The 17,938-nt window shown below is 65.1% G+C and carries 17 protein-coding genes and 1 pseudogene; 10 read left to right on the top strand and 8 right to left on the bottom strand.

The genetic code is table 11. The features are described from left to right. Positions 1 to 12 precede the first annotated feature (12 nt). Together ftsZ and A0O31_RS10160 are read left to right on the top strand one after the other, a co-directional pair. Positions 13 to 1,068, top strand: a complete 1,056-nt coding sequence (gene ftsZ / locus A0O31_RS10165; RefSeq protein WP_071677748.1) for a cell division protein FtsZ — start codon at positions 13 to 15, stop codon at positions 1,066 to 1,068. A gap of 1 nt (position 1,069) precedes the next feature. Continuing rightward, positions 1,070 to 1,570: a crossover junction endodeoxyribonuclease RuvC gene (locus A0O31_RS10160; protein ID WP_071677747.1), complete on the top strand. Its 501-nt coding sequence runs from the start codon at positions 1,070 to 1,072 to the stop codon at positions 1,568 to 1,570. Here A0O31_RS10160 and A0O31_RS10155 read toward each other — a convergent pair. The 4 genes from A0O31_RS10155 to A0O31_RS10145 are packed head-to-tail and all read right to left on the bottom strand — an operon-like array spanning position 1,567 to position 4,710. Beyond that, a complete protein-coding gene (locus A0O31_RS10155) occupies positions 1,567 to 2,196 on the bottom strand; it encodes a response regulator transcription factor (RefSeq protein ID WP_071677746.1) in 630 nt (209 codons plus the stop codon). The two genes, A0O31_RS10160 and A0O31_RS10155, sit on opposite strands and share 4 nt — an antisense overlap. Further along, positions 2,193 to 2,963 (bottom strand): sensor histidine kinase, encoded by a 771-nt coding sequence (locus A0O31_RS13210; RefSeq protein ID WP_237259002.1) that lies wholly within the window; start codon positions 2,961 to 2,963, stop codon positions 2,193 to 2,195. The genes A0O31_RS10155 and A0O31_RS13210 overlap by 4 nt, the downstream gene beginning before the upstream one ends. 2 nt (positions 2,964 to 2,965) lie before the next feature. Beyond that, entirely contained in the window at positions 2,966 to 3,880 is a 915-nt protein-coding gene (locus A0O31_RS13205; RefSeq protein ID WP_237259001.1) for a HAMP domain-containing protein, read from the bottom strand. Next, entirely contained in the window at positions 3,877 to 4,710 is an 834-nt protein-coding gene (locus A0O31_RS10145) for a PhnD/SsuA/transferrin family substrate-binding protein (protein ID WP_071677745.1), read from the bottom strand. Before A0O31_RS10145 ends, A0O31_RS13205 begins: the two co-directional genes overlap by 4 nt. A gap of 141 nt (positions 4,711 to 4,851) precedes the next feature. Here A0O31_RS10145 and A0O31_RS10140 point away from each other — a divergent pair, with 141 nt between their 5' ends. The 7 genes from A0O31_RS10140 (at position 4,852) to A0O31_RS10110 (ending at position 12,649) form a co-directional block, all read left to right on the top strand. Continuing rightward, positions 4,852 to 5,691, top strand: a complete 840-nt coding sequence (locus A0O31_RS10140; protein ID WP_071677744.1) for a 4Fe-4S dicluster domain-containing protein — start codon at positions 4,852 to 4,854, stop codon at positions 5,689 to 5,691. A 9-nt stretch (positions 5,692 to 5,700) separates the two neighbouring features. Further along, complete coding sequence (locus A0O31_RS10135) at positions 5,701 to 8,886, top strand: molybdopterin-dependent oxidoreductase (protein ID WP_071677743.1); 3,186 nt, start codon at positions 5,701 to 5,703, stop codon at positions 8,884 to 8,886. Positions 8,887 to 8,968: 82 nt separating this feature from the next. Beyond that, the gene (locus A0O31_RS10130) at positions 8,969 to 9,406 is read left to right on the top strand and encodes a hypothetical protein (RefSeq protein WP_071677742.1); all 438 of its coding nucleotides are present in this window, start codon (positions 8,969 to 8,971) and stop codon (positions 9,404 to 9,406) included. Positions 9,407 to 9,416: 10 nt separating this feature from the next. Further along, positions 9,417 to 9,860: a hypothetical protein gene (locus A0O31_RS10125; protein ID WP_071677741.1), complete on the top strand. Its 444-nt coding sequence runs from the start codon at positions 9,417 to 9,419 to the stop codon at positions 9,858 to 9,860. 12 nt (positions 9,861 to 9,872) lie between these two features. Then, complete coding sequence (locus A0O31_RS10120) at positions 9,873 to 10,427, top strand: DOMON domain-containing protein (protein ID WP_071677740.1); 555 nt, start codon at positions 9,873 to 9,875, stop codon at positions 10,425 to 10,427. A gap of 94 nt (positions 10,428 to 10,521) precedes the next feature. Next, positions 10,522 to 11,724 carry a YeeE/YedE family protein gene (locus A0O31_RS10115; protein WP_071677739.1) on the top strand — a complete coding sequence of 401 codons (1,203 nt, stop codon included), beginning with the start codon at positions 10,522 to 10,524 and terminating at the stop codon, positions 11,722 to 11,724. Between the two features lie 16 nt (positions 11,725 to 11,740). Then, positions 11,741 to 12,649, top strand: coding sequence for a DUF72 domain-containing protein (locus A0O31_RS10110; protein WP_071677738.1), 909 nt, complete (start codon positions 11,741 to 11,743; stop codon positions 12,647 to 12,649). Here A0O31_RS10110 and A0O31_RS10105 read toward each other — a convergent pair. Both A0O31_RS10105 and A0O31_RS13200 read right to left on the bottom strand, forming a co-directional pair. Further along, positions 12,646 to 14,233 (bottom strand): annotated as a pseudogene (locus A0O31_RS10105) (gamma-glutamyltransferase family protein). The gene A0O31_RS10110 and the pseudogene A0O31_RS10105 overlap by 4 nt on opposite strands. 15 nt (positions 14,234 to 14,248) lie before the next feature. After that, positions 14,249 to 14,749, bottom strand: coding sequence for a GGDEF domain-containing protein (locus tag A0O31_RS13200; protein WP_237259048.1), 501 nt, complete (start codon positions 14,747 to 14,749; stop codon positions 14,249 to 14,251). Positions 14,750 to 15,330: 581 nt separating this feature from the next. Here A0O31_RS13200 and mntR point away from each other — a divergent pair. Next, positions 15,331 to 15,990: a manganese-dependent transcriptional regulator MntR gene (mntR, locus tag A0O31_RS10095; protein WP_071677736.1), complete on the top strand. Its 660-nt coding sequence runs from the start codon at positions 15,331 to 15,333 to the stop codon at positions 15,988 to 15,990. Positions 15,991 to 15,996: 6 nt separating this feature from the next. Here mntR and A0O31_RS10090 read toward each other — a convergent pair whose 3' ends face one another. Next, a complete protein-coding gene (locus tag A0O31_RS10090) occupies positions 15,997 to 17,157 on the bottom strand; it encodes a serine hydrolase domain-containing protein (protein WP_071677735.1) in 1,161 nt (386 codons plus the stop codon). Between the two features lie 27 nt (positions 17,158 to 17,184). Then, positions 17,185 to 17,922, bottom strand: coding sequence for an SDR family oxidoreductase (locus A0O31_RS10085; RefSeq protein WP_071677734.1), 738 nt, complete (start codon positions 17,920 to 17,922; stop codon positions 17,185 to 17,187). Positions 17,923 to 17,938 lie beyond the last annotated feature (16 nt).

Here is a 17,938-nt window from a genome sequence, read left to right as displayed (position 1 = left end):
GAGGGGGCAGAAATGGAAGGAGCCATCATCAAGGTAATCGGGCTCGGGGGGGCGGGGAACAACGCCGTGAACCGCATGATTGAGGCAGGGCTTCAGGGGGTGGAGTTCATCGCTGCCAACACCGACGCCCAGGTCCTGGCCAAGAGCCTGGCGGACGTGCGCATCCAGCTTGGGGAGAAGCTCACCCGGGGCCTGGGGGCGGGGGCCAACCCCGAGATCGGGGAAAAGGCGGCCCAGGAGGCGGAGGACCTCATCGCCGAGGCTTTGGAAGGGGCAGACCTGGTCTTCATCACCGCCGGGATGGGGGGCGGCACCGGCACGGGAAGCGCCCCCGTGGTGGCCGAGATCGCCAAACGCCTGGGCGCCCTTACCGTGGCCGTGGTCACCCGGCCCTTTAGCTTTGAGGGTCCCAAGCGGCAAAAGGCGGCGGAAGAGGGCATCCGGCGCCTTAAAGAACGGGTGGACGCCATGGTGGTGGTGCAGAACGACCGCCTCCTCTCCGCCGTGGACAAGAAGATGACCCTAAAGGACGCCTTCCTCATCGCCGACCGGGTCCTTTACCACGGCGTCAAAGGCATCACCGACGTCATCAACCTACCCGGCCTCATCAACGTGGACTTTGCCGACGTCAAGGCCCTTTTGGAGGGCGCTGGCCAGGTCCTCATGGGGATTGGGGCCGGCCGTGGGGAAAACCGGGTGGAGGAGGCGGCCAAGACCGCCACCCATAGCCCCCTGCTGGAGCGCTCCGTGGAAGGGGCGCGGAGGCTCCTCCTCAACGTGGTGGGCTCGGAGGACCTTTCCCTTATGGAGGCGGCGGAGGTGGTGGAGAGGATTCGCGAGGCCACGGGCCACGAGGACGTGGACATCCTCTACGGCGTCACCTACGACGACCGCGCCCAGGACGAACTCAGGGTCATCCTCATCGCTGCGGGCTTTGGGGAGAGCAGCGTGGTGCCCAAGCCCCTCCGCCCCGTGGACTTCCCCACCCACGCCGACCCCTATAACTTTGACATCCCCGCCTTCATCCGCTACGGGGACGGGGATTACCCCCCTAAGCGGGGCAACTGACGTGGTGGTGGCGGGCATTGACCCCGGGATCACCCACCTGGGCCTGGGGGTGGTGGCGGTGGAGGGTAAAGGGGCCTTGAAGGCCCATCTCCTCCACGGGGAGGTGGTGAGGACTTCCCACAAGGAAAAAGCAGAGGTGCGGGTGGGCCGGATCCACGCCCGGGTGCAGGAAGCCCTCCTCCGCTTCCGGCCCGAGGCCCTGGCGGTGGAGGAGCAGTTCTTTTACCGGCAAAACGAGTTGGCCTACAAGGTGGGCTGGGCCTTGGGGGCGGTGTTGGTGGCCGCCTTTGAGGCAGGGGTCCCGGTCTACGCCTACGGGCCCATGCAGGTGAAGCAGGCGCTGGCCGGACACGGCCACGCCGCCAAGGAGGAGGTGGCCCTCATGGTGCGGGGGATTTTGGGCCTTAAAGAAACCCCAAGCCCAAGCCACTTGGCGGACGCCCTGGCCATCGCCCTCACCCACGCCTTCTACGCCCGGCTCAAGGCCGCCAAGCCCCTTTAACCCGAAAGCCAGCCCCGGCGCACAGCGTAGCGCAAGAGGTCGCTCCGGGTTTTCAGGCCAAGCTTCTCCATGCCCCGTTCCCGATAGGTGGCCACGGTCTTTTCCGAGATGGCCAAGCGCTCGGCCACCTCCTTGTGGGAGAGGCCTTGGGCGAGGAGGCGCAACACCTCCTCCTCCCGAGGGGAAAGGCTTTCCTCCTGCACCTCCCCCTGGACCATCTCCATGGCCAGGCGCATGGCCAGGCTCGGGTTGAGGTACCGCTCTCCCCGGGCCACCGCCAAAACGGCGTCCACGAGCTCGTGGTCCACCGCCGCCTTGCTCACGTAACCCTCACCCCCCGCCTGCAAAAAGCCCCGCACGTACTCGGGGTCTTCGTGCATGGAAAGGGCGAGAAGGCGGAGATTCGGAAAGCGGGCCTTCAGGGTCCGGCATAGGTCAATGCCGGTGCAGTCGGGAAGGGAAACGTCCAGGATGGCCAGGTCGGCCTCGAGGCGCTCCAAGAGGGACAAAGCCTCCCGGCCGCTCCCCGCCTCCCCCACCACCCGGATGGGCCCCCGGGCTTCCAGAAGATGGCGGATGCCCGAGCGCACCAGGATATGGTCCTCCACCAAGACCACCCGGATCACGCCACCACCTCTAAAGGAAGCCTAATCTGTACCCGGGTGCCCTCGCCAGGAGCGCTTTCCAAAAGAAACCGCCCCCCCAAAAGCTCCACCCGCTCCCGCATGCCCAAAAGGCCTTGGTGCCCGGGGCCCACCGCCCTAGGGTCAAACCCCCGGCCCTCGTCCTCCACGAAGACCCGTACCTCCCCTTCCGCCTCCAAGACCCCCACCGCCGCCCGGGGGCTTCCCGAGTGGCGGGCCACGTTGGTCAGCGCCTCCTGCACCACCCGGTAGACCACGGTTTCCAGCTCCTTGGGCAAAGGCTGGCGGAGGTGGAAGGAAAGGTCCACCTCAATCCCCGTGCGGTCGGCAAATTCCCGCACGTACCGCACCAAAGCGGCCTCCAGCCCCAAGTGGTCCAAGAGGGAAGGCCTAAGGTCTAAGGCCAGGCGCCGCACCTCGGCCAGGGTAAAGCGGGCCAACTCCTTGAGCGCCAGGGCCCTTTCCCCCGGGAGGCCCTCGAGGCCCAGGATCAAGCCGGTGAGGGCCTGGCCCACCTCATCGTGGAGTTCCCGGGCGATGCGCGCCCTTTCCTCCTCCTGGGCCCTAAGCCAGGCCTTTAAGAGCTCGGCCCGCTGCCTCTCCTTTTCCTCCAAAAGGCTGTAGAGCCTTGCGTTTTCCAAGGCGGTGGCCAAGGGCCCCGAAAGGGCGGTGAGGAAACCCGTAAGCCAAGCCTCATCCACCTTGGGCTTCCCGTAAAGGACCAAAGCGGCCTTGGGGGGAACGGGCACCGCTACCCCCCTTGGCCCACCACCACCCGCCCCTCCCGCAAGGCTTCCTCCGCCAGCCCCTCCACACCCCCCAAGGGGCACAAGGCTTGGCAGGCGCGGCAGTGGACCACCCGCCCCTCCACCCAGAAATCGCCGCAGGAAAAGCCAAGCTCCCGCACCAAGAGGGAAAGCACCCGCTCAGCCAGCTCATCCAGCCTTAGGGCTTGGCTTTCCGCCAAAAGGCGGTTTAAGAGGGTGAGTTCCCGCTCCCGCCTTTCCACCTCCTCCCCCATGCGGTTGAGGGCACGCCCCAGGGCGCCGAGCTCGTTTTTGGGCTCAGGAAAGGCCACCTTCCCCCCTTTGCCCAGGAGGGAAACCCGCTCCGCCATCTCCTTGAGGGGTTCCAGCACCCGCTCCAGAAGGAGGTAACCGAGCCCTACCCCAAGCCCCACGGCCCAAAGCAAGCCAAAAAACCCGGTGCGCAGAACCTGCGCCAGCTCCTCCCTTAAGGGGTCCTGGGCCAGGCCTAGCCGCACCACCCCCGCCGCCCCCCCATACACCGGGGCCTCTCCCTGGTACACCAACCTGCCCCCAAGACGCAAGGTCCGCTCACCTGCCAAGCCGAGGAGGGCCTCCGGTACCCCCTCGGTAAAGGTATGGGCCAACACCTCCCCCTTGGGGGAGAGGACGTAGGCGTACACAAAGCCCGGATAGCGCTCCCTAGCCGCCCCAAGCTTCTCCCACACCGCCAAGCGGTCCTGGAGAAGGAGGTCGTCCGTAAGCAAGGTGGCGAGGTCCCGGGCCGCCGAGCGGGTTTGCTGCCACAAAGCCTGTTCCCCCTCAGCGTAGAGGAAGGCGCCGCCACCCAGGATGAGGGCCCCCCCCGTGGCCGTGGCCGCCAAGAGCACGGTCAAGAGAAGCTGGGCCCCAAGCCTCACGGAAGCACCTCCCGCGCCCTTCGGTACACCGACCGGTAAGGGGCGTCCTCCGCCTTGCGGAACCCCCTAAGACCCAAGGCCCTTAGGACCCTTGTGCTTTCGGGCCTGGCTGCCAGGGCAAGGAGCGCCCTCATAAGCCGCTCCCTTTCCCTTTCCGGAAGGTCCTTGGGCACCACCACGGGCGGAGGGGGATCGGCGGGGCCCATGGCCAGGACCCTGAGCCCCTGGATGCCCAACGTGGCATAGACCACCCTATCCACCGCCGCCCCTTCCGCCAACCTCTCCCGTACGGCCCAAAGGGCCCTGTCGTGGCCATAGGTGAAAAAAGCCCGGGCAAAGAAATCCTCCCCCAAATCCCGTGCAAGAAGCCTAGGCCACGCATGCCCCGTGTTGGAAAGCGGGTCGGTAAAGGCGAAAGGGCGCCCTCTTAACTCGGCCAGGCTTTGGTAGGGCGCATCTTCCCGCACCACAACAAGGCTCTGGTAAGGCACCACCGTGTCCGCCGCCAGCAAGACCTGCACAAACCCTTCCTCTACCCCAAGCCCCGCCGCCAAGGTGCAGAGGAAGCCAAGCTCCGCCTCCCCTTGGCGCAACACCTCCAGGACCTCCCGGTAGGTGCGGCGCCCAAACACCTCCACCTTTTCCCCCAGAAGCTCCTCTAAGCCCCCTAAAAACTCCCGGTAAGGCTCTGCCTCCTCGGGAGAACGCATCCCCGCCACCACGATGCGCACCCCGCCCTCCTCCGCTTCCTTGGCATACGGGGGGCCTAGGTGCACCTCGGGCGGCCTGGCGCAGGCGGCAAGGAGAAGAAGGGCCAGGAGCTTTCGCATCTACCCCAGGATAGGTGGCGCCGAGGGGTATAGATGTCCCGGGCCCTGTCGGGAGGTTTTCCGACAGGGCCGTCCGCCACCCTACCGCTACCGGCCGCCCTACCAGGGCCCTAGTTTGGGAAGGGAAAGGAGGTGGGGCAGATGGAAAAAGAACCCCTCACCGGTGCGGAGGACCGCCGGCGCTTTCTCGCCAAGATGGCGAGCGCCATCTTCGCCTCCGTGGTGGCCCCGGGCTTGGCCCAAGGCGTGCCCATGGCGGCTCCGTCTGAAAGCGGGGCGGAGGAGGATGTCCTCCTGCGCATGCAAAAGGACCTGGAGCGGGCGCTCAAGAATCCCAACCGCAAGTGGGGCATGGTCATTGACCTTCGGAAGTGCGTGGGTTGCCACGCCTGCACCGTCAGTTGCATGGCGGAAAACCGCCTCCCCCCGGGCGTGGTCTACCGCCCGGTGAGCGAGGAGGAGGTGGGCACGTACCCCCACGTCACGTACCGCTTCGTCCCCCGGCCCTGCATGCAGTGCGACGAGCCCCCTTGTGTCCCCGCCTGCCCCTACGACGCCACCTGGAAGCGCAAGGACGGCATCGTAGAGATTGATTACGAGCTCTGCGTGGGTTGCGAAAAGTGCGTGCCCGCTTGCCCCTACAACTCCCGCCACAAGGACGACGGCTACTTCTGGACGGAAAACACCCCAGGCCAAGGGAAGATGCCCTACGAAACCCTACCGGTTTACGAGTGGGGCAAGAAGGTGGACCGGGAAGACGAGGCGGGTCCCATGGACAAGGTGCGCAAGTGCCACTTCTGCCTGCACCGCATTGAGCGGGGGCTCTTGCCCCAGTGCGTGGTGACCTGCATCGGCCGGGCCACGTACTTCGGGGACCTGGAAGACCCCCAGTCCTTGGTGGCCGAACTGGTGAAGAAACCCAACGTCATGCGCCTCAAGGAAGAGGCGGGGACCAAGCCCCGGGTCTACTACTTGGTGTAGGAGGTGCCTATGGAAAAGCTTTCCCGGCGTGAGCTCTTGAAGCTTTCTGGCGCAGGTGCCCTCTTGGGCCCCTTGGCCTTTAGCCTGCAGGAGGCCAGCGCCCAAGGCATGGAGGCCTACGAGATCCAGCTACCCGAAAACACCATTTACTCCTCTTGCCTCCAGTGCAACACCGGCTGCCCCATCAAGGTGAAGCTCTACGAGGGCGTGGCGAGCAAGATTGACGGCAACCCCCTCTCCCCCTGGACCTTCCGCCCCCACCTGCCCCTCAACACCCCCGTGGACACGTTGGCCCAGGTGGACGGGGCGCTTTGCCCCAAGGGCCAGGCGGGTATTCAGACCGCCTACGATCCCTACCGCATCCGCAGGGTGCTCAAGCGGGCCGGCCCCAGGGGAAGCGGCAAGTGGGAGGAAATCCCCTTCCACCAGGCGGTGAAGGAGATCGTGGAGGGGGGCAAGCTCTTCGCCCACCTGGGGGACGAGCGCCACTACCCCGGGCTTAAGGAGCTTTGGGCCCTGCGGGACCCCGAGGTCATGAACCGCATGGCCCAGGCGGTAAGGGCCATCTGGGCCGAGAAGGACCGGGAGAAAAAGAAAGCCCTGGTGGCCAAGTTCAAGGAAGACTTCAAGGACTACCTCCACACCCTCATTGACCCCAACCATCCCGACCTGGGCCCCAAGAACAACCAAGTGGTCTTCGCCTGGGGCCGGCTCAAGGCGGGCCGCTCCGAGTTTATCCGCTGGTTCTTCGGGCAAAGCTTCGGCACGGTAAACCTTCATGGCCACACCACCGTCTGCCAGGGCTCCATGTACTTCACCGGCAAGGCCATGAGCGAGCAGCCCACCTTTGACGCCACGGGCAAGCTCTCCTGGTCGGGCGGGGCCAAGTTCTACTGGCAGGCAGACCTTTCCAAAGCCCGCTTCGTGGTCTTCGTGGGGGCCAACGTCTTTGAGGGCAACTACGGGCCACCCCTCCGCGTGGGCTGGATCACGGAGCGGGCAAGCCGTGGGGAGCTGGAATACGCCGTGGTTGACCCACGGGCGCAAAAGGCAGTGAAAGGAGCCAGCCGCTGGATCGCGCCCAAGCCGGGGCACGACGCCGCCATCGCCCTTGGGGTCATCCGCCTCCTCCTGGAGTGGGGCAAGGTGGACAGCCGCTTCCTCTCCGCCGCCAACAAGGCGGCGGCCAAAGCCATCGGCGAGGCCAGCTGGACCAACGCCGCTTGGCTTGTGAAGCTGAAAGACGGCAAGCCGGAACGGCTACTGCGGGCAAGCGACCTGGGCCTTCCCAAACCCAAGGCCAAGGTGGGGGACAAGGAGGTGGAACTGGACGCCCCTGTGGTCCTAGCCCAGGGCAAGCCCGTGGCCTTCAACCCCAACGACGAAAACCAGGCGGTTTTCGGCGACCTCTTCGTGGATACCGTCTTCCAGGGCACCCCTGTGAAGAGCGCCCTCACGCTCATCAAGGAGGAAGCCTTCCGCCACCAGGTGAAGACCTGGGCCGCCTTGGCCGGGGTAAGCGAGGAGGACATCCGCTTCCTGGCGGAGAAGCTCGCCCAGTACGGCAAGAAGGCGGTGGTGGACGTACACCGGGGCGCCAGCCAGCACACCAACGGCTTTTACAACTGCTTCGCCTGGTTCACCGTGAACGCCCTCTTGGGGAACGTGGACCACCAGGGTGGCTTCGTCCAGGCCAGCACCTACGACATCACCGGCGGCAAGGCGGGAGGTCCCTTTGTCCTCAGCAAGCTCCACCCCAGGCCCCTAAACCCCTTCGGCATCTCCCTTATCCGCCACGAGGTGAAGTACGAGGACACCACCCTCTTCCAAGGCTTCCCCGCCAAGCGCCCCTGGTACCCCCATGCCTCCGACGTCTATCAGGAGATCCTCCCCTCCGCCGCCCAGGGGTATCCTTACCCCATCAAGATCCTCTTCCACTACATGGGCTCCCCCGCCTACGCCCTGCCGGGCGGCCACGAGCAGATCCAGGCCATGCTGGACCCGGACAAGATCCCCCTCATCGTGGCCTTTGACATCGTGGTGGGGGACACTTACCTCTACGCCGACTACATCATCCCCGACCTCTCCTACCTGGAGCGCTGGGAGTTCCACGGAAGCCACCCCTCCATCATCTGGAAGGTCCAGCCCGTGCGGCAGCCCGCCATCCCACCCATCCCCGAGGAGGTGGAGGTCTTCGGGCAAAAGATGCCCATCTCCCTGGAAAGCTTCCTCCTCGCCCTGGGTGAGCACCTGGGCCTGCCTGGTTGTGGGGCCAAAGGCTTCGCTAACGGGATGCCCTTCAGCCACCCCGACCACTTCTACCTGAAGCTTGCGGCCAACCTGGCCTTCGGGGAGAAGGCCGACGGCTCCGAGGCCCTGCCCGAGGCGGACGAGAGGGAGCTCACCGTCTTCCGCCAAGCCCGCCGCCACCTTCCTCCCTCGGTCTTTGACGAGAAGCGCTGGCGTGAGGCCATCGGCGACGAAGGGCTTTTCCGCCGTACCGTCTACCTCCTCAACCGGGGTGGGCGGTTCCAGGAGTTCCCCAAGGCTTACGCCGCCAACGACCTGGTGGCAAACCGGTATGGCCGGCAGGTCAACCTCTTCCTGGAAAAGCAGGCCCTCTCCCTCCACCCCATGACCGGGAAGCCCTACTGGCCCCTTCCCACCTACTTCCCGCCCTACCAGGACGTTCTGGGGCGGCAACTCCGGGACCCCGGCTACGGCTTAACCCTCCTGACCCACCGGAGCATCCTGCAGACCAAGAGCCGCACCATCAGCAACTACTGGCTCTTGGCGGTGAAGCCGGAAAACGAGATCCTGGTGAGCGCCCCGGACGCCGAGCGGCTTGGGCTGAAGGACGGGCAGATGGTCAAGGTGGTCTCCGCCACCAACCCCAAAGGCGAGTGGGACCTGGGGCCCTTTGGCAAGAAGCCCATGGTGGGCCGGGTGAAGGTGGTGCAGGGCCTGAGGCCAGGGTGCGTGGCCTTCCCCTTGGGCTGGGGCCACTGGGCCTATGGGGCAAGCGACCTGGTCATCAACGGCCAGGTGGTGAAGGGCGACCCCAGGCGGGCCACGGGGGTGCACGCCAACGCCGCCATGCGCCTGGACCCGTACCTAAAGGACACCGCCCTGACGGACGTGGTGGGCGGTAGCGTGGTCTTCTACGAAACCAAGGTGAACCTGCTGCCGGTGTAAGGCTGTCCCCCCGGGGAGACCCGGGGGGACAAACCTCCCCAATACCTGTGATAAGGTCATGATGGGGGTAAGGAGGTGAAGGGTGATACCCGCTTTTAGAAGCGCAAGCAACCCGACCCAGTGGGCGCTAGAATTCATCCGCCTGGTGATGCTCCTCCTCTGCCTGGTGGGCTGGGTGATGTACCCCTTAGAGCTCCTCCTCTTGGGCCACTGGACGGAGAGCTGGCAGAGCAAGATCCCCTTCTTGGTGGCCGTACCGGGCTTTGTCTTCACCCTTTGGGTCCTTTTTGACCGGAAGACCCCTTGGGTGCGCCTGGCCTTCCTCCTCACCATGTGGGCCTCGGTCTTCACGGGAGTTTTGGGCGCCTACTTCCACCTGCTTTGGAACTTTGAGGGCGAGGTGGCGTGGGAGTTTGAGGCGGCCATGGAGGCCATGGCCGGAAGCCGCCCGGTGCTGGCAGCCCTGGCCTTCACCCACATGGGGGTGACGGGGCTCCTTTCCATCTACCGGGCCCGCTAGGAGGTGCGCCGTGATTGAAGCCCTTATTCGCGCCAAGACCGAGGAGGAAAGGCTTCTTGAGTTCCTCCGCACCATCTTCCTTCTCATCGCCATGGTGGGGTTTGCCTTCTACGGCATGGAGCACTGGGTGCTGGACCACTGGACGGAAAGCTGGCAGAGCAGGATCCCCTTCTACGTTTCCCTGGTAGGCTTCCCCCTAACCCTCCTTATGTTCTTCCACCGGGGGAAGTGGGTGCGCTACCCCTTCCTCCTATGGATGCTCGTAAGCGTGGCTACAGGGGTGGCGGGGGCTTACTTCCACCTGGTTTGGAACGCCCAGGATGCGGAGGTAAGCCTCTTCACCCTTCAGGGCTTCTTGGAGGCCTTTGAGGGAAGCCGGCCGGTGTTGGCGGCTTTGGCCCATACCCACGTGGGCGCTGTAGCCTTCGTGGTGGGAATCACCATAAGGGACTAAGGGAGGTGCAAGATGAAGCGAGGCATCGTAGGTCTCATGGTTTTGGCCCTAGGCGTGGCGCTGGCGCAGGCGCCCAAGGTGGACGGGAAGATCGCCCCTGGGGAATACGCCAAGAGCTACAAACACGAGAAAAGCGGCATCACGCTCTACTGGAGCGTGGTGGGGGATACGCTCTATCTGGCCCTCGAGGGCGAAAGCAAGGGCTGGATCGGCATCGGTTTCCTGCCGGAAAAGAGCGACAAGAAAAAGGGCGCTGACCAGTACCTCTTCTACATGGAGGGCGGCAAGCTGGTGGCCTTGGACATGTACCAGGTGAAGCGCACCGGGGCCCCTTCCCCGGACGAGAAGGAGGGCGGGAAGAACTCTATCCTGGCCGCCAACGCCAGCTACGAAGGGGGCAAGTGGAGCGTGGAGTTCAGCCGGAAGCTGAAAACCGGGGAACCCACGGACGTGGAAATCGTCCCCGGGCGGAAGCTCTTTGTCCTCTTGGCCCACTCGGAAAAGATGGACCCCAAGGAGGAGCACAAGAAGACGGAGCGCTGGTACCTGGAAGACTTCGCCTTCTAAGCTAGACACAAGGCAACCCGGGAGGTTCCCGGGTTGTTCCTTTCTTCCGTAACATACCCTTGACTCTAATAAGCTCATGGGTAATATGGAGGGCATGGAGCGCCCGTTGCGCCCCCAACCTTGGCCCCTCCTGGCCTTTGCCCTCATGGCCGGGGGCCTATCCTGGCTTATTTGGCAAGGTTCGGGTGCCAGGCTGTTCCTGGCCTTCTGGGTAGCGGTGGTCCTGGGGTTAGCCCTGTTCCACGCCAGGTTCGGCTTCGCCTCCGGCTTTCGCCGCTTCCTCCTCTTAGGGGAAAGCCGCCTTCTTAGGGCCCATTTTCTCCTTTTTGCCCTCACGAGCCTCCTCTTCTTCCCTTTCCTTTCCCAGGGCGAGGTCTTGGGGCAGCCGGTGCAAGGGTTCGTGGCGCCCTTGGGGGTAGCCCTCCTGGTGGGCGCCTTCCTCTTTGGGGTGGGCATGCAGCTTGGGGACGGGTGCGCCTCGGGAACCCTCTACCACACGGGTAGCGGGGACACGCGCGGGGTGCTGGTCCTTTTGGGGTTCATGGTGGGTTCCTTGCTGGGGGTCTACCACCTTCCCTTTTGGCAGGGGCTTCCCGCCCTCTCCGTGGGGAGCGCCCTTACCTGGTTCCCCACCCCATACCTGGGCCTCGTCCTTTGGCTTCTCCTCCTCCTGGCCCTCTACCTAGGGGTGGCTGCCGTGGAGAGGAAGCGGCGGGGAAGGGTGGAGCCCCTCTTTCGCCGGGAGGCCACCCATCCCCTTTGGGGCCCTTGGAGCTTGGTGACCGGCGCGGCGGTTTTGGCCTTGGGAAGCCTAGCCCTGCTCCTCCTCCAAGGCCGGCCTTGGGGGGTTACGGCGGCCTTTGCCCTGTGGGGGGGAAAGTTGGCGGAGGCTTTGGGCTTTGGGGTTCTAGACTGGGCCCTCTTCCACAACCCCGCCTTCGCCGAAAAGCTACAGCAAAGCCTTCTCCAGGACGCCACCAGCGTCACCAACTTTGGCCTCTTCCTGGGGGCCTTCCTGGGAGCCGCTTTGGGTGGGGCGCTCCGCTTCCGGAACCTTTGGCGGATCCCTTGGACCACCCACCTCGGGGTCTTCCTGGGGGGCGTGCTCATGGGCTACGGGGCAAGGCTTGCCGCGGGGTGCAACATCGGGGCCTACTTGGGGGGCACCGCCTCCTTTAGCCTCCACGGGCCCCTTTGGGGTGTCTTCGCCCTTCTGGGCACGGCCCTAGGCCTCAGGCTCCGCCCCGCCTGCCGTCTGGAAAACGAGGGGGAAGGGCAACGGGTCCCCGCCGCCTAGGGCGTACCATGGGGGCATGGCGGAAATCCGGGTGGGCACCGCCAGCTGGACGGACGAAACCCTCCTGGCCTCGGGCTGGTACCCGCCCGAGGTGCGGGGAAATCCGGAAAAGCGCCTCCGCCACTACGCAAAGCACTTTGACACTGTGGAGGTGGACAGCACCTTCTACGCCCTTCCCCGACCCGAGGTGGTGGGAAAGTGGGCGGAGAGGACCCCGGAAGGCTTTCTCTTTCACGTGAAGGCCTTCTCCGCCTTTACCGGGCACGGCCTCGAGGCCCAGGCCCTTCCCAAGGACATCCGCGCCCTCCTACCCCGCCAGGAGGGCCATCTGGCCCAGCGGGAGGTGCCCGAAGAGGTGGTGGAGGAAGCTTGGAACCGCTTTTTCGCTGCCCTAGAACCCCTTAGGCAGACGGGCAAGCTGGGCTACCTCCACTTCGGCCTCCCCCCCTGGACGGAGCCCAAACCGAGGAGCTTCCAGTACCTGGAGCGCCTGGCGGAAAGGACCCGGGGCTACTGGGTGGCGGTGGAGTTCCGCAACCCCAAGTGGTATGTGGCCTGGGGGTTCGTGAAGAAGGAGCTCGGGCGTTTGGGCCTGATCCACGTGAGCGTGGACGCCCCGCCCCACCCCGAGGCCCCCCCGAGGGTCCTCGAGCCCACCCACCCCGTGAGCGTCCTCCGCTGCCACGGCCGGAACGCAGAAACCTGGAAGGGCCCCCACACCAAGCCCTACGAGCGCTTCAACTGGCGCTATTCCGAGGACGAGCTCCAAGACCTGGCCCAGGCCACCCGGACCCTAGCGGAAAGGGCCGAGAAAGTCTTTGTTATCTTCAACAACAACTACGGCACCCAAGGGGTGGAGGCCGCCCTGGGGCTCAAACGCCTCCTCGGCCTGGGCGCCCCTCCTTGGGCGGACCCCCTTCTCTAGCGCGCCAAGGCCAAGCCTTCGGCCCTAGGGTCGCTGGCCGCCACCAAGGCCTCCCCCGCCCTCAGGACCACCTGCCCCCGGCCAAAAAGCCCATACTCCGCCTCGTACCGCACCCGGTGGCCCAGGTCCTTGAGGAAAAGGGCCGTGGCCTGAGGAATGCCCGGCTCCAAAAGCACCTCGTCCCCTTCCTTCCCCGGCACCACCTGCCACCTGGGCCGGTCCAGGGCCGCCTGGGGGTTTAGGCCGAAGTCCGCCAGGGCCACCACCACCTGCACGTGCCCCTGGGGTTGCATAAACCCCCCCATCACCCCAAAGGGCCCTAGGGGCTTCCCCTCCCGGGTGAGGAAGCCCGGGATGATGGTGTGGTAGGGCCTTTTGCCCGGCCCCACCCGGTTCGGGTGGCCCTCCTCCAAGGCGAAGCCCAGGCCCCGGTTGTGCAGGGCAATCCCCGTCCCCGGCACCAAAACCCCCGCGCCAAACCCTTGGTAGTTGGACTGGATGAGGGAGACCATCACCTCCCCGTCCGCCGCCGCCAGGTAGACGGTCCCCTCCGGCCTCAGGCCCGGAAGCACCTTGGGCAGGGCCCTCTCCCCTATGAGGCGCCTCCTCTCCGCCGCATAGGCCTTGGAGAGGAAGGCCTGAGGAGCGAGCTCCATGTACCGGGGGTCGGCCACGAAGCGGAAGGCGTCCGCCAAGGCCAAGCGCATGGCCTCCACCTGCAGGTGGTAGCTCCAAGGGTCCTCGGGCCTTAGCTCAAACCCCTCCAGGATGGCCAGGGCGAGGAGGGCCGCCACCCCTTTGGCCGTTGGGGGGAAGCTCGTGCACCGTGAGGCCCTTATAGTCCAGGGAAAGGGGCTCCACCCACTCCGGGGCGTGGGCCTTGAGGTCCTCCCCCGTGAGGAGGCCCCCCGTGTCGGCGCTAAAGCGGGCCAGGGCCTCGGCCAAAGCCCCCCGGTAGAGGCTTTCCCCGTAGGTCTCGGCGATCTCCCTAAGGGTCTTGGCGTGGAGGGGGCTACGCCACACCTCCCCCGCGCGGGGCGCCCTGCCCCCAGGGAAAAAGACCTCCTGGAAGGCAGCGAACTCCGGGCCCTGGAGGGGAAGGTAGACCCCTTCTGCCCGCTTCCAGGCCCGCGCCGTTTCCGGCCCCACGGGGAAGCCCTCCTCGGCGTAGCGGATGGCGGGGGCCAGAACCTCGGGAAAGGGGAGCCTTCCCCAGCGCTCGTGCAGGGCCCGCCACCCCGAGACCGCCCCCGGGACCGTCACGGGAAGCCAGCCCCGCTCGGGCATCCGGCCTTGGGGAAGCCGCTCGGGGGTAAGGGCCAAGGGGCTTCTCCCCGAAGCGTTCAGGCCGTGGAGCTTCCCGTCCCAGACCTGGGCGAAGAGGTCACCCCCAATGCCGTTGGAGGTAGGCTCCACCACGGTGAGGCAAGCGGCCATGGCAAGGGCGGCGTCCACGGCGCTTCCCCCTTTCAGGAGCATCTCCATCCCCGCCAACGCCGCCAAGGGCTGGCTCGTGGCCACCGCCCCCCAGCGGCCCAAGACCACATGGCGGCGGGAAGGGTAGGGGTAGTGGGTGAGGTCCATATCCAGATTCTCCCATCACTCGGCCATTTCTACCCGATTCCTACCCGCATTTTTAGCCCGGTAAAGGGCTTGATCCGCTCTGCGAAAGAGGTTTTCCTCTTCCTCACCAAGCACATACTCCGCCACGCCAAAGCTGGCCGTTACACCCCAGTGTTGGGCCTCAAGCACCTGCCTTAGGCGCTCAGCCAAGCGCTTCGCATCCTCTAAATGCGTGGAGGGAAGTAAAAGAGCAAACTCTTCCCCACCCCAACGGGCCACCACATCCTCCCGGCGTACTTGGTCCACAAGCAGCCGGGCAACGCGGCGTAGAAGTTCATCGCCATGGTCGTGGCCTAGGGTATCGTTGATCTTTTTAAAGTGGTCTAGATCCATGAGGACCAAGCTAAACGGCGTTCCATACCGCTCTGCCCGTGAAATCTCCCGCGTGAGAGCCAGGGAGAAAGCCCGCCTATTGGGAAGACCGGTGAGGGTGCATGTAAGGGCCTGCTCTCTCCAAAATCGCGTCTGACCATACATCTCGCGAAAACGCGCCAGAAGGATGATAAGGGACGCCACCGTAAGTTGACCCAAAAGCGCAATGGCCACGTACGGTAAAATGCCGCTCCCTTCCCTCTGCGCTAGGCCTAAGGCCACCAGGCCATATAGCAAAAGGGTCCACCCTAGGGAATAGCGCCAAGCCGCCGATACGGTATGGGCGAAGGCCGCTAAAACGTAGAGAGCAGGAATCCAAGGACCAAGCAAGAGGAACTGCCAACCTTCAACCCCTCGGTATAACGAGCGAACTATTTCCAATAAAAAATAAAGCCCTGCCCCGTGTACCAAGTACCTAGGAGCCCGTCTGGGCCCCTGGGCATAGGCGTAAGCAAACACAGCGACCACTGCCAAATAGCCAAGAAGCTCCCACCCCTTAGGGGGAAGGGTGACGAACCGCACAACCAAACCGCTCAGAAGACCCACCCAACTTAGCGCATAGAGGAAACGAAACGTAGAATCCATCACCTTGGCCCCTAGTATACCAATCTTACAAGACACCCCCAACCAGAACGCGCATACAAGCCCCTTTGGGCTATACTGGATGTGGCCAAACCGTGTCCCCTATGAAACGCCCCCCGCTTTCCGAAGCCCAAGAAGATTACCTAAAGAACCTTCTCCTCTTGGAACTTGAAGGCAAAGGACCGGTTCCCACCCAGGCCTTGGCCAACCGGATGGGCGTACGTCCTCCTTCGGCAACGGAAATGCTAAAGAAACTCGCCCTTCTAGGGCTCGTCCATCACCAACCGTACCAAGGGGCAAACCTAACCCCTTTGGGGCGGAAGGTTGCCTTGGAGATTCTACGCCGCCACCGGCTCCTGGAAGCCTATCTGCACCAGGCCCTGGGTTTTGGCTGGGAAGAGGTACACCAGGAAGCCGAGCGCTTAGAACACGCCATAAGCGAATCGCTTGAGGATAAAATCGCCGAGCTTCTAGGGCATCCTCCCTTTGACCCCCATGGGGATCCCATTCCCACCAAGGACCTCGAGCTCCCAGAAGCACCCGCTCTGCCTCTCTGCGAAGCTCCCCTAGGAGAAGTGCGGGTGGTACGGGCTTTGGTCCAGGACCCAGGTACCTTAAACCTCTTAGCCCGATTGGGGTTAACCCCGGGCACACATTTCAAAGTTCTTGAGCAGGCAGAAAACGTGCGCATCCAAGTGGAAGGGGAAGTTCTCCTCCTTCCCCACGAGCTCGCCAAGGTTGTGGGGGTGGAGCCCCTTCCATAACCCGTGCTAAAAAGCCCGGTAGACCTGGGTGCGGAAAGCGTGCTGGAGCCTGGCCCCCAAGCGGGAGTGAAGGGCCCTCGAGGGCTCCAAAACGGAAAGCAGGTTAGGAGCCTGGCTCATGTAAAGAGCGCTTAGGGCCAAGGAGGGGTCTACGAAGAAGTAGGTGCCGCCAAACCCCGCCCAGTTGAACTCCCCAGGGGTTCCCGGGGAGAGCCCCGCCCCAAGGCGCACCGCCACCCCCAAGCCAAACCCGTACCCGGGGCCCGGGAGGTACTCGGGCCCCCGCTTGAGCCCCTCGGCGTAGAGGGGACCCAGGTGGTCCTCGGTCATGAGCCGGGCAAGGCGCGGGTGGAGGAGGCCTTTCCCCGTGCGCAACGCCTCCAGGAAGCGCAGGTAATCGGAAGCCGTGCTCACCCCGCCCATCCCCCCAGCGTACCTCGGGGGCGGGGCCTCCACGGGGATGAGGGCGATGCGCCTACCCGTCTCCGGGTCCTTGGGGAAGGGCTTGGCCAGGCGGGCGGGGTCCTTGGCCTGGAAGCCCGAGTCCTTCATGCCCAAAGGGGCAAAGACCCGCTCCTCCAGGAGGTCCGCCAGGCTCTTCCCCGTGGCCGCCTCGAGGAGGTGGCCCAGCACGTCCGTGGAAAGCCCGTACTCAAAGGCCTCGCCCGGCTGGAAACGGAGGGGTAGGGCCGCAAGCCGTTCCAAAAAGGCCTCCCGGCTCAGGTCAAAGCGGTCCACACCGGCCTCCAGGTAAAGCCGCTTCACGGGAGAAGCGAAGAAGACCCCGTAGGTGAAGCCAGCGGTGTGGCGCAAAAGCTCGTAAACGGTGACGGGAGCCCGAAGGGGCTCGTCCCGCACCCCTCCGTTCACCTCCCGCCCCACCCGCAACGCACCGAGCTCGGGCAGATACTTCTCCACAGGGTCCAGCAGGCTTAACGTGCCCTCCTCCACCAGGCTTAGGGCCAGGGCGGAAACCCAGGGCTTGGTCATGGAGTAGACCCGGAAAAGGGCGTCTTCCCCCATGGGTAGGCCCTTCTCTGGGTCCAGGAAGCCGTAGGTCCCCTGGAAGACCACCTCCCCCTCCCGGGCCACCAGGACGACCGCCCCGGGCAGGAAACCCTCCTCCGTCAATCGGCGGAAAAGCCCGTCCAGCCCGCTAAAGTCCATCCCCCACCACCCCCTTGGGCACGGCCCCTAAGCGGGCGCCGCCCCGATGGTCCTACCCCCGTCCACGAAAAGCACCTGGCCGGTGATGAAGCTAGACTCGTCGGAAACGAGGAAAAGCGCCGCATAGGCCACCTCCAACGGGCTTCCCGCCCGCCCTAAAGGCGTGGCCTGGATGGCCTTCTCCCGCACCTTCTCCGGCACCTTGGCCGTCATCCGCGTCTCAATAAACCCCGGCGCCAAGGCGTTCACCCGGATCCCGTACCGCCCAAGCTCCAAGGCCAGGGTCCGGGTAAGCCCCACCACCCCCGCCTTGGAAGCCGCATAGTTCGCCTGCCCCAGGTTCCCCAGGTACACCCGGCTCGCCGTGAGCACGATGCTCCCCGGGTTCCGCTCCCGCATGGCCTCGCTCGCCGCCCGCGCCACCAGGAAGCTCCCCGTGAGGTTCACCCTAAGGACCAGCTCCCAGTCCTCCAGGGGCATCTTCCAGTGGAAGTTGTCCCGGGTGATGCCGGCGTAGTGCACCACCCCGTCCAGCCGCCCGAACCGGGCCAAGGCCTCCCCGAAGCCCCGCTCCACGGAGGCGGGGTCGGCCACGTCCATCCTGAGGGGCATGGCCCCCGTGGCGGAGGCCGCCTCCTCCAAAGGGCCTTCCTCTATGTCCACCGCCACCAGCCTGGCGCCTTCCCGGGCAAAGAGCTCCAGGGTGGCCCGGCCGATCCCGTGGGCCGCCCCGGTGATGAGGACCACCTTGTCCTTGAGCCGCACGGCGCACCTCCTCACG

It is taken from the genome of Thermus brockianus (genome assembly GCF_001880325.1).
Lineage (GTDB): Bacteria > Deinococcota > Deinococci > Deinococcales > Thermaceae > Thermus > Thermus brockianus.
Note: the sequence above shows the minus strand (reverse complement) of the source record. Positions and strands in the feature narration are given on the sequence as shown.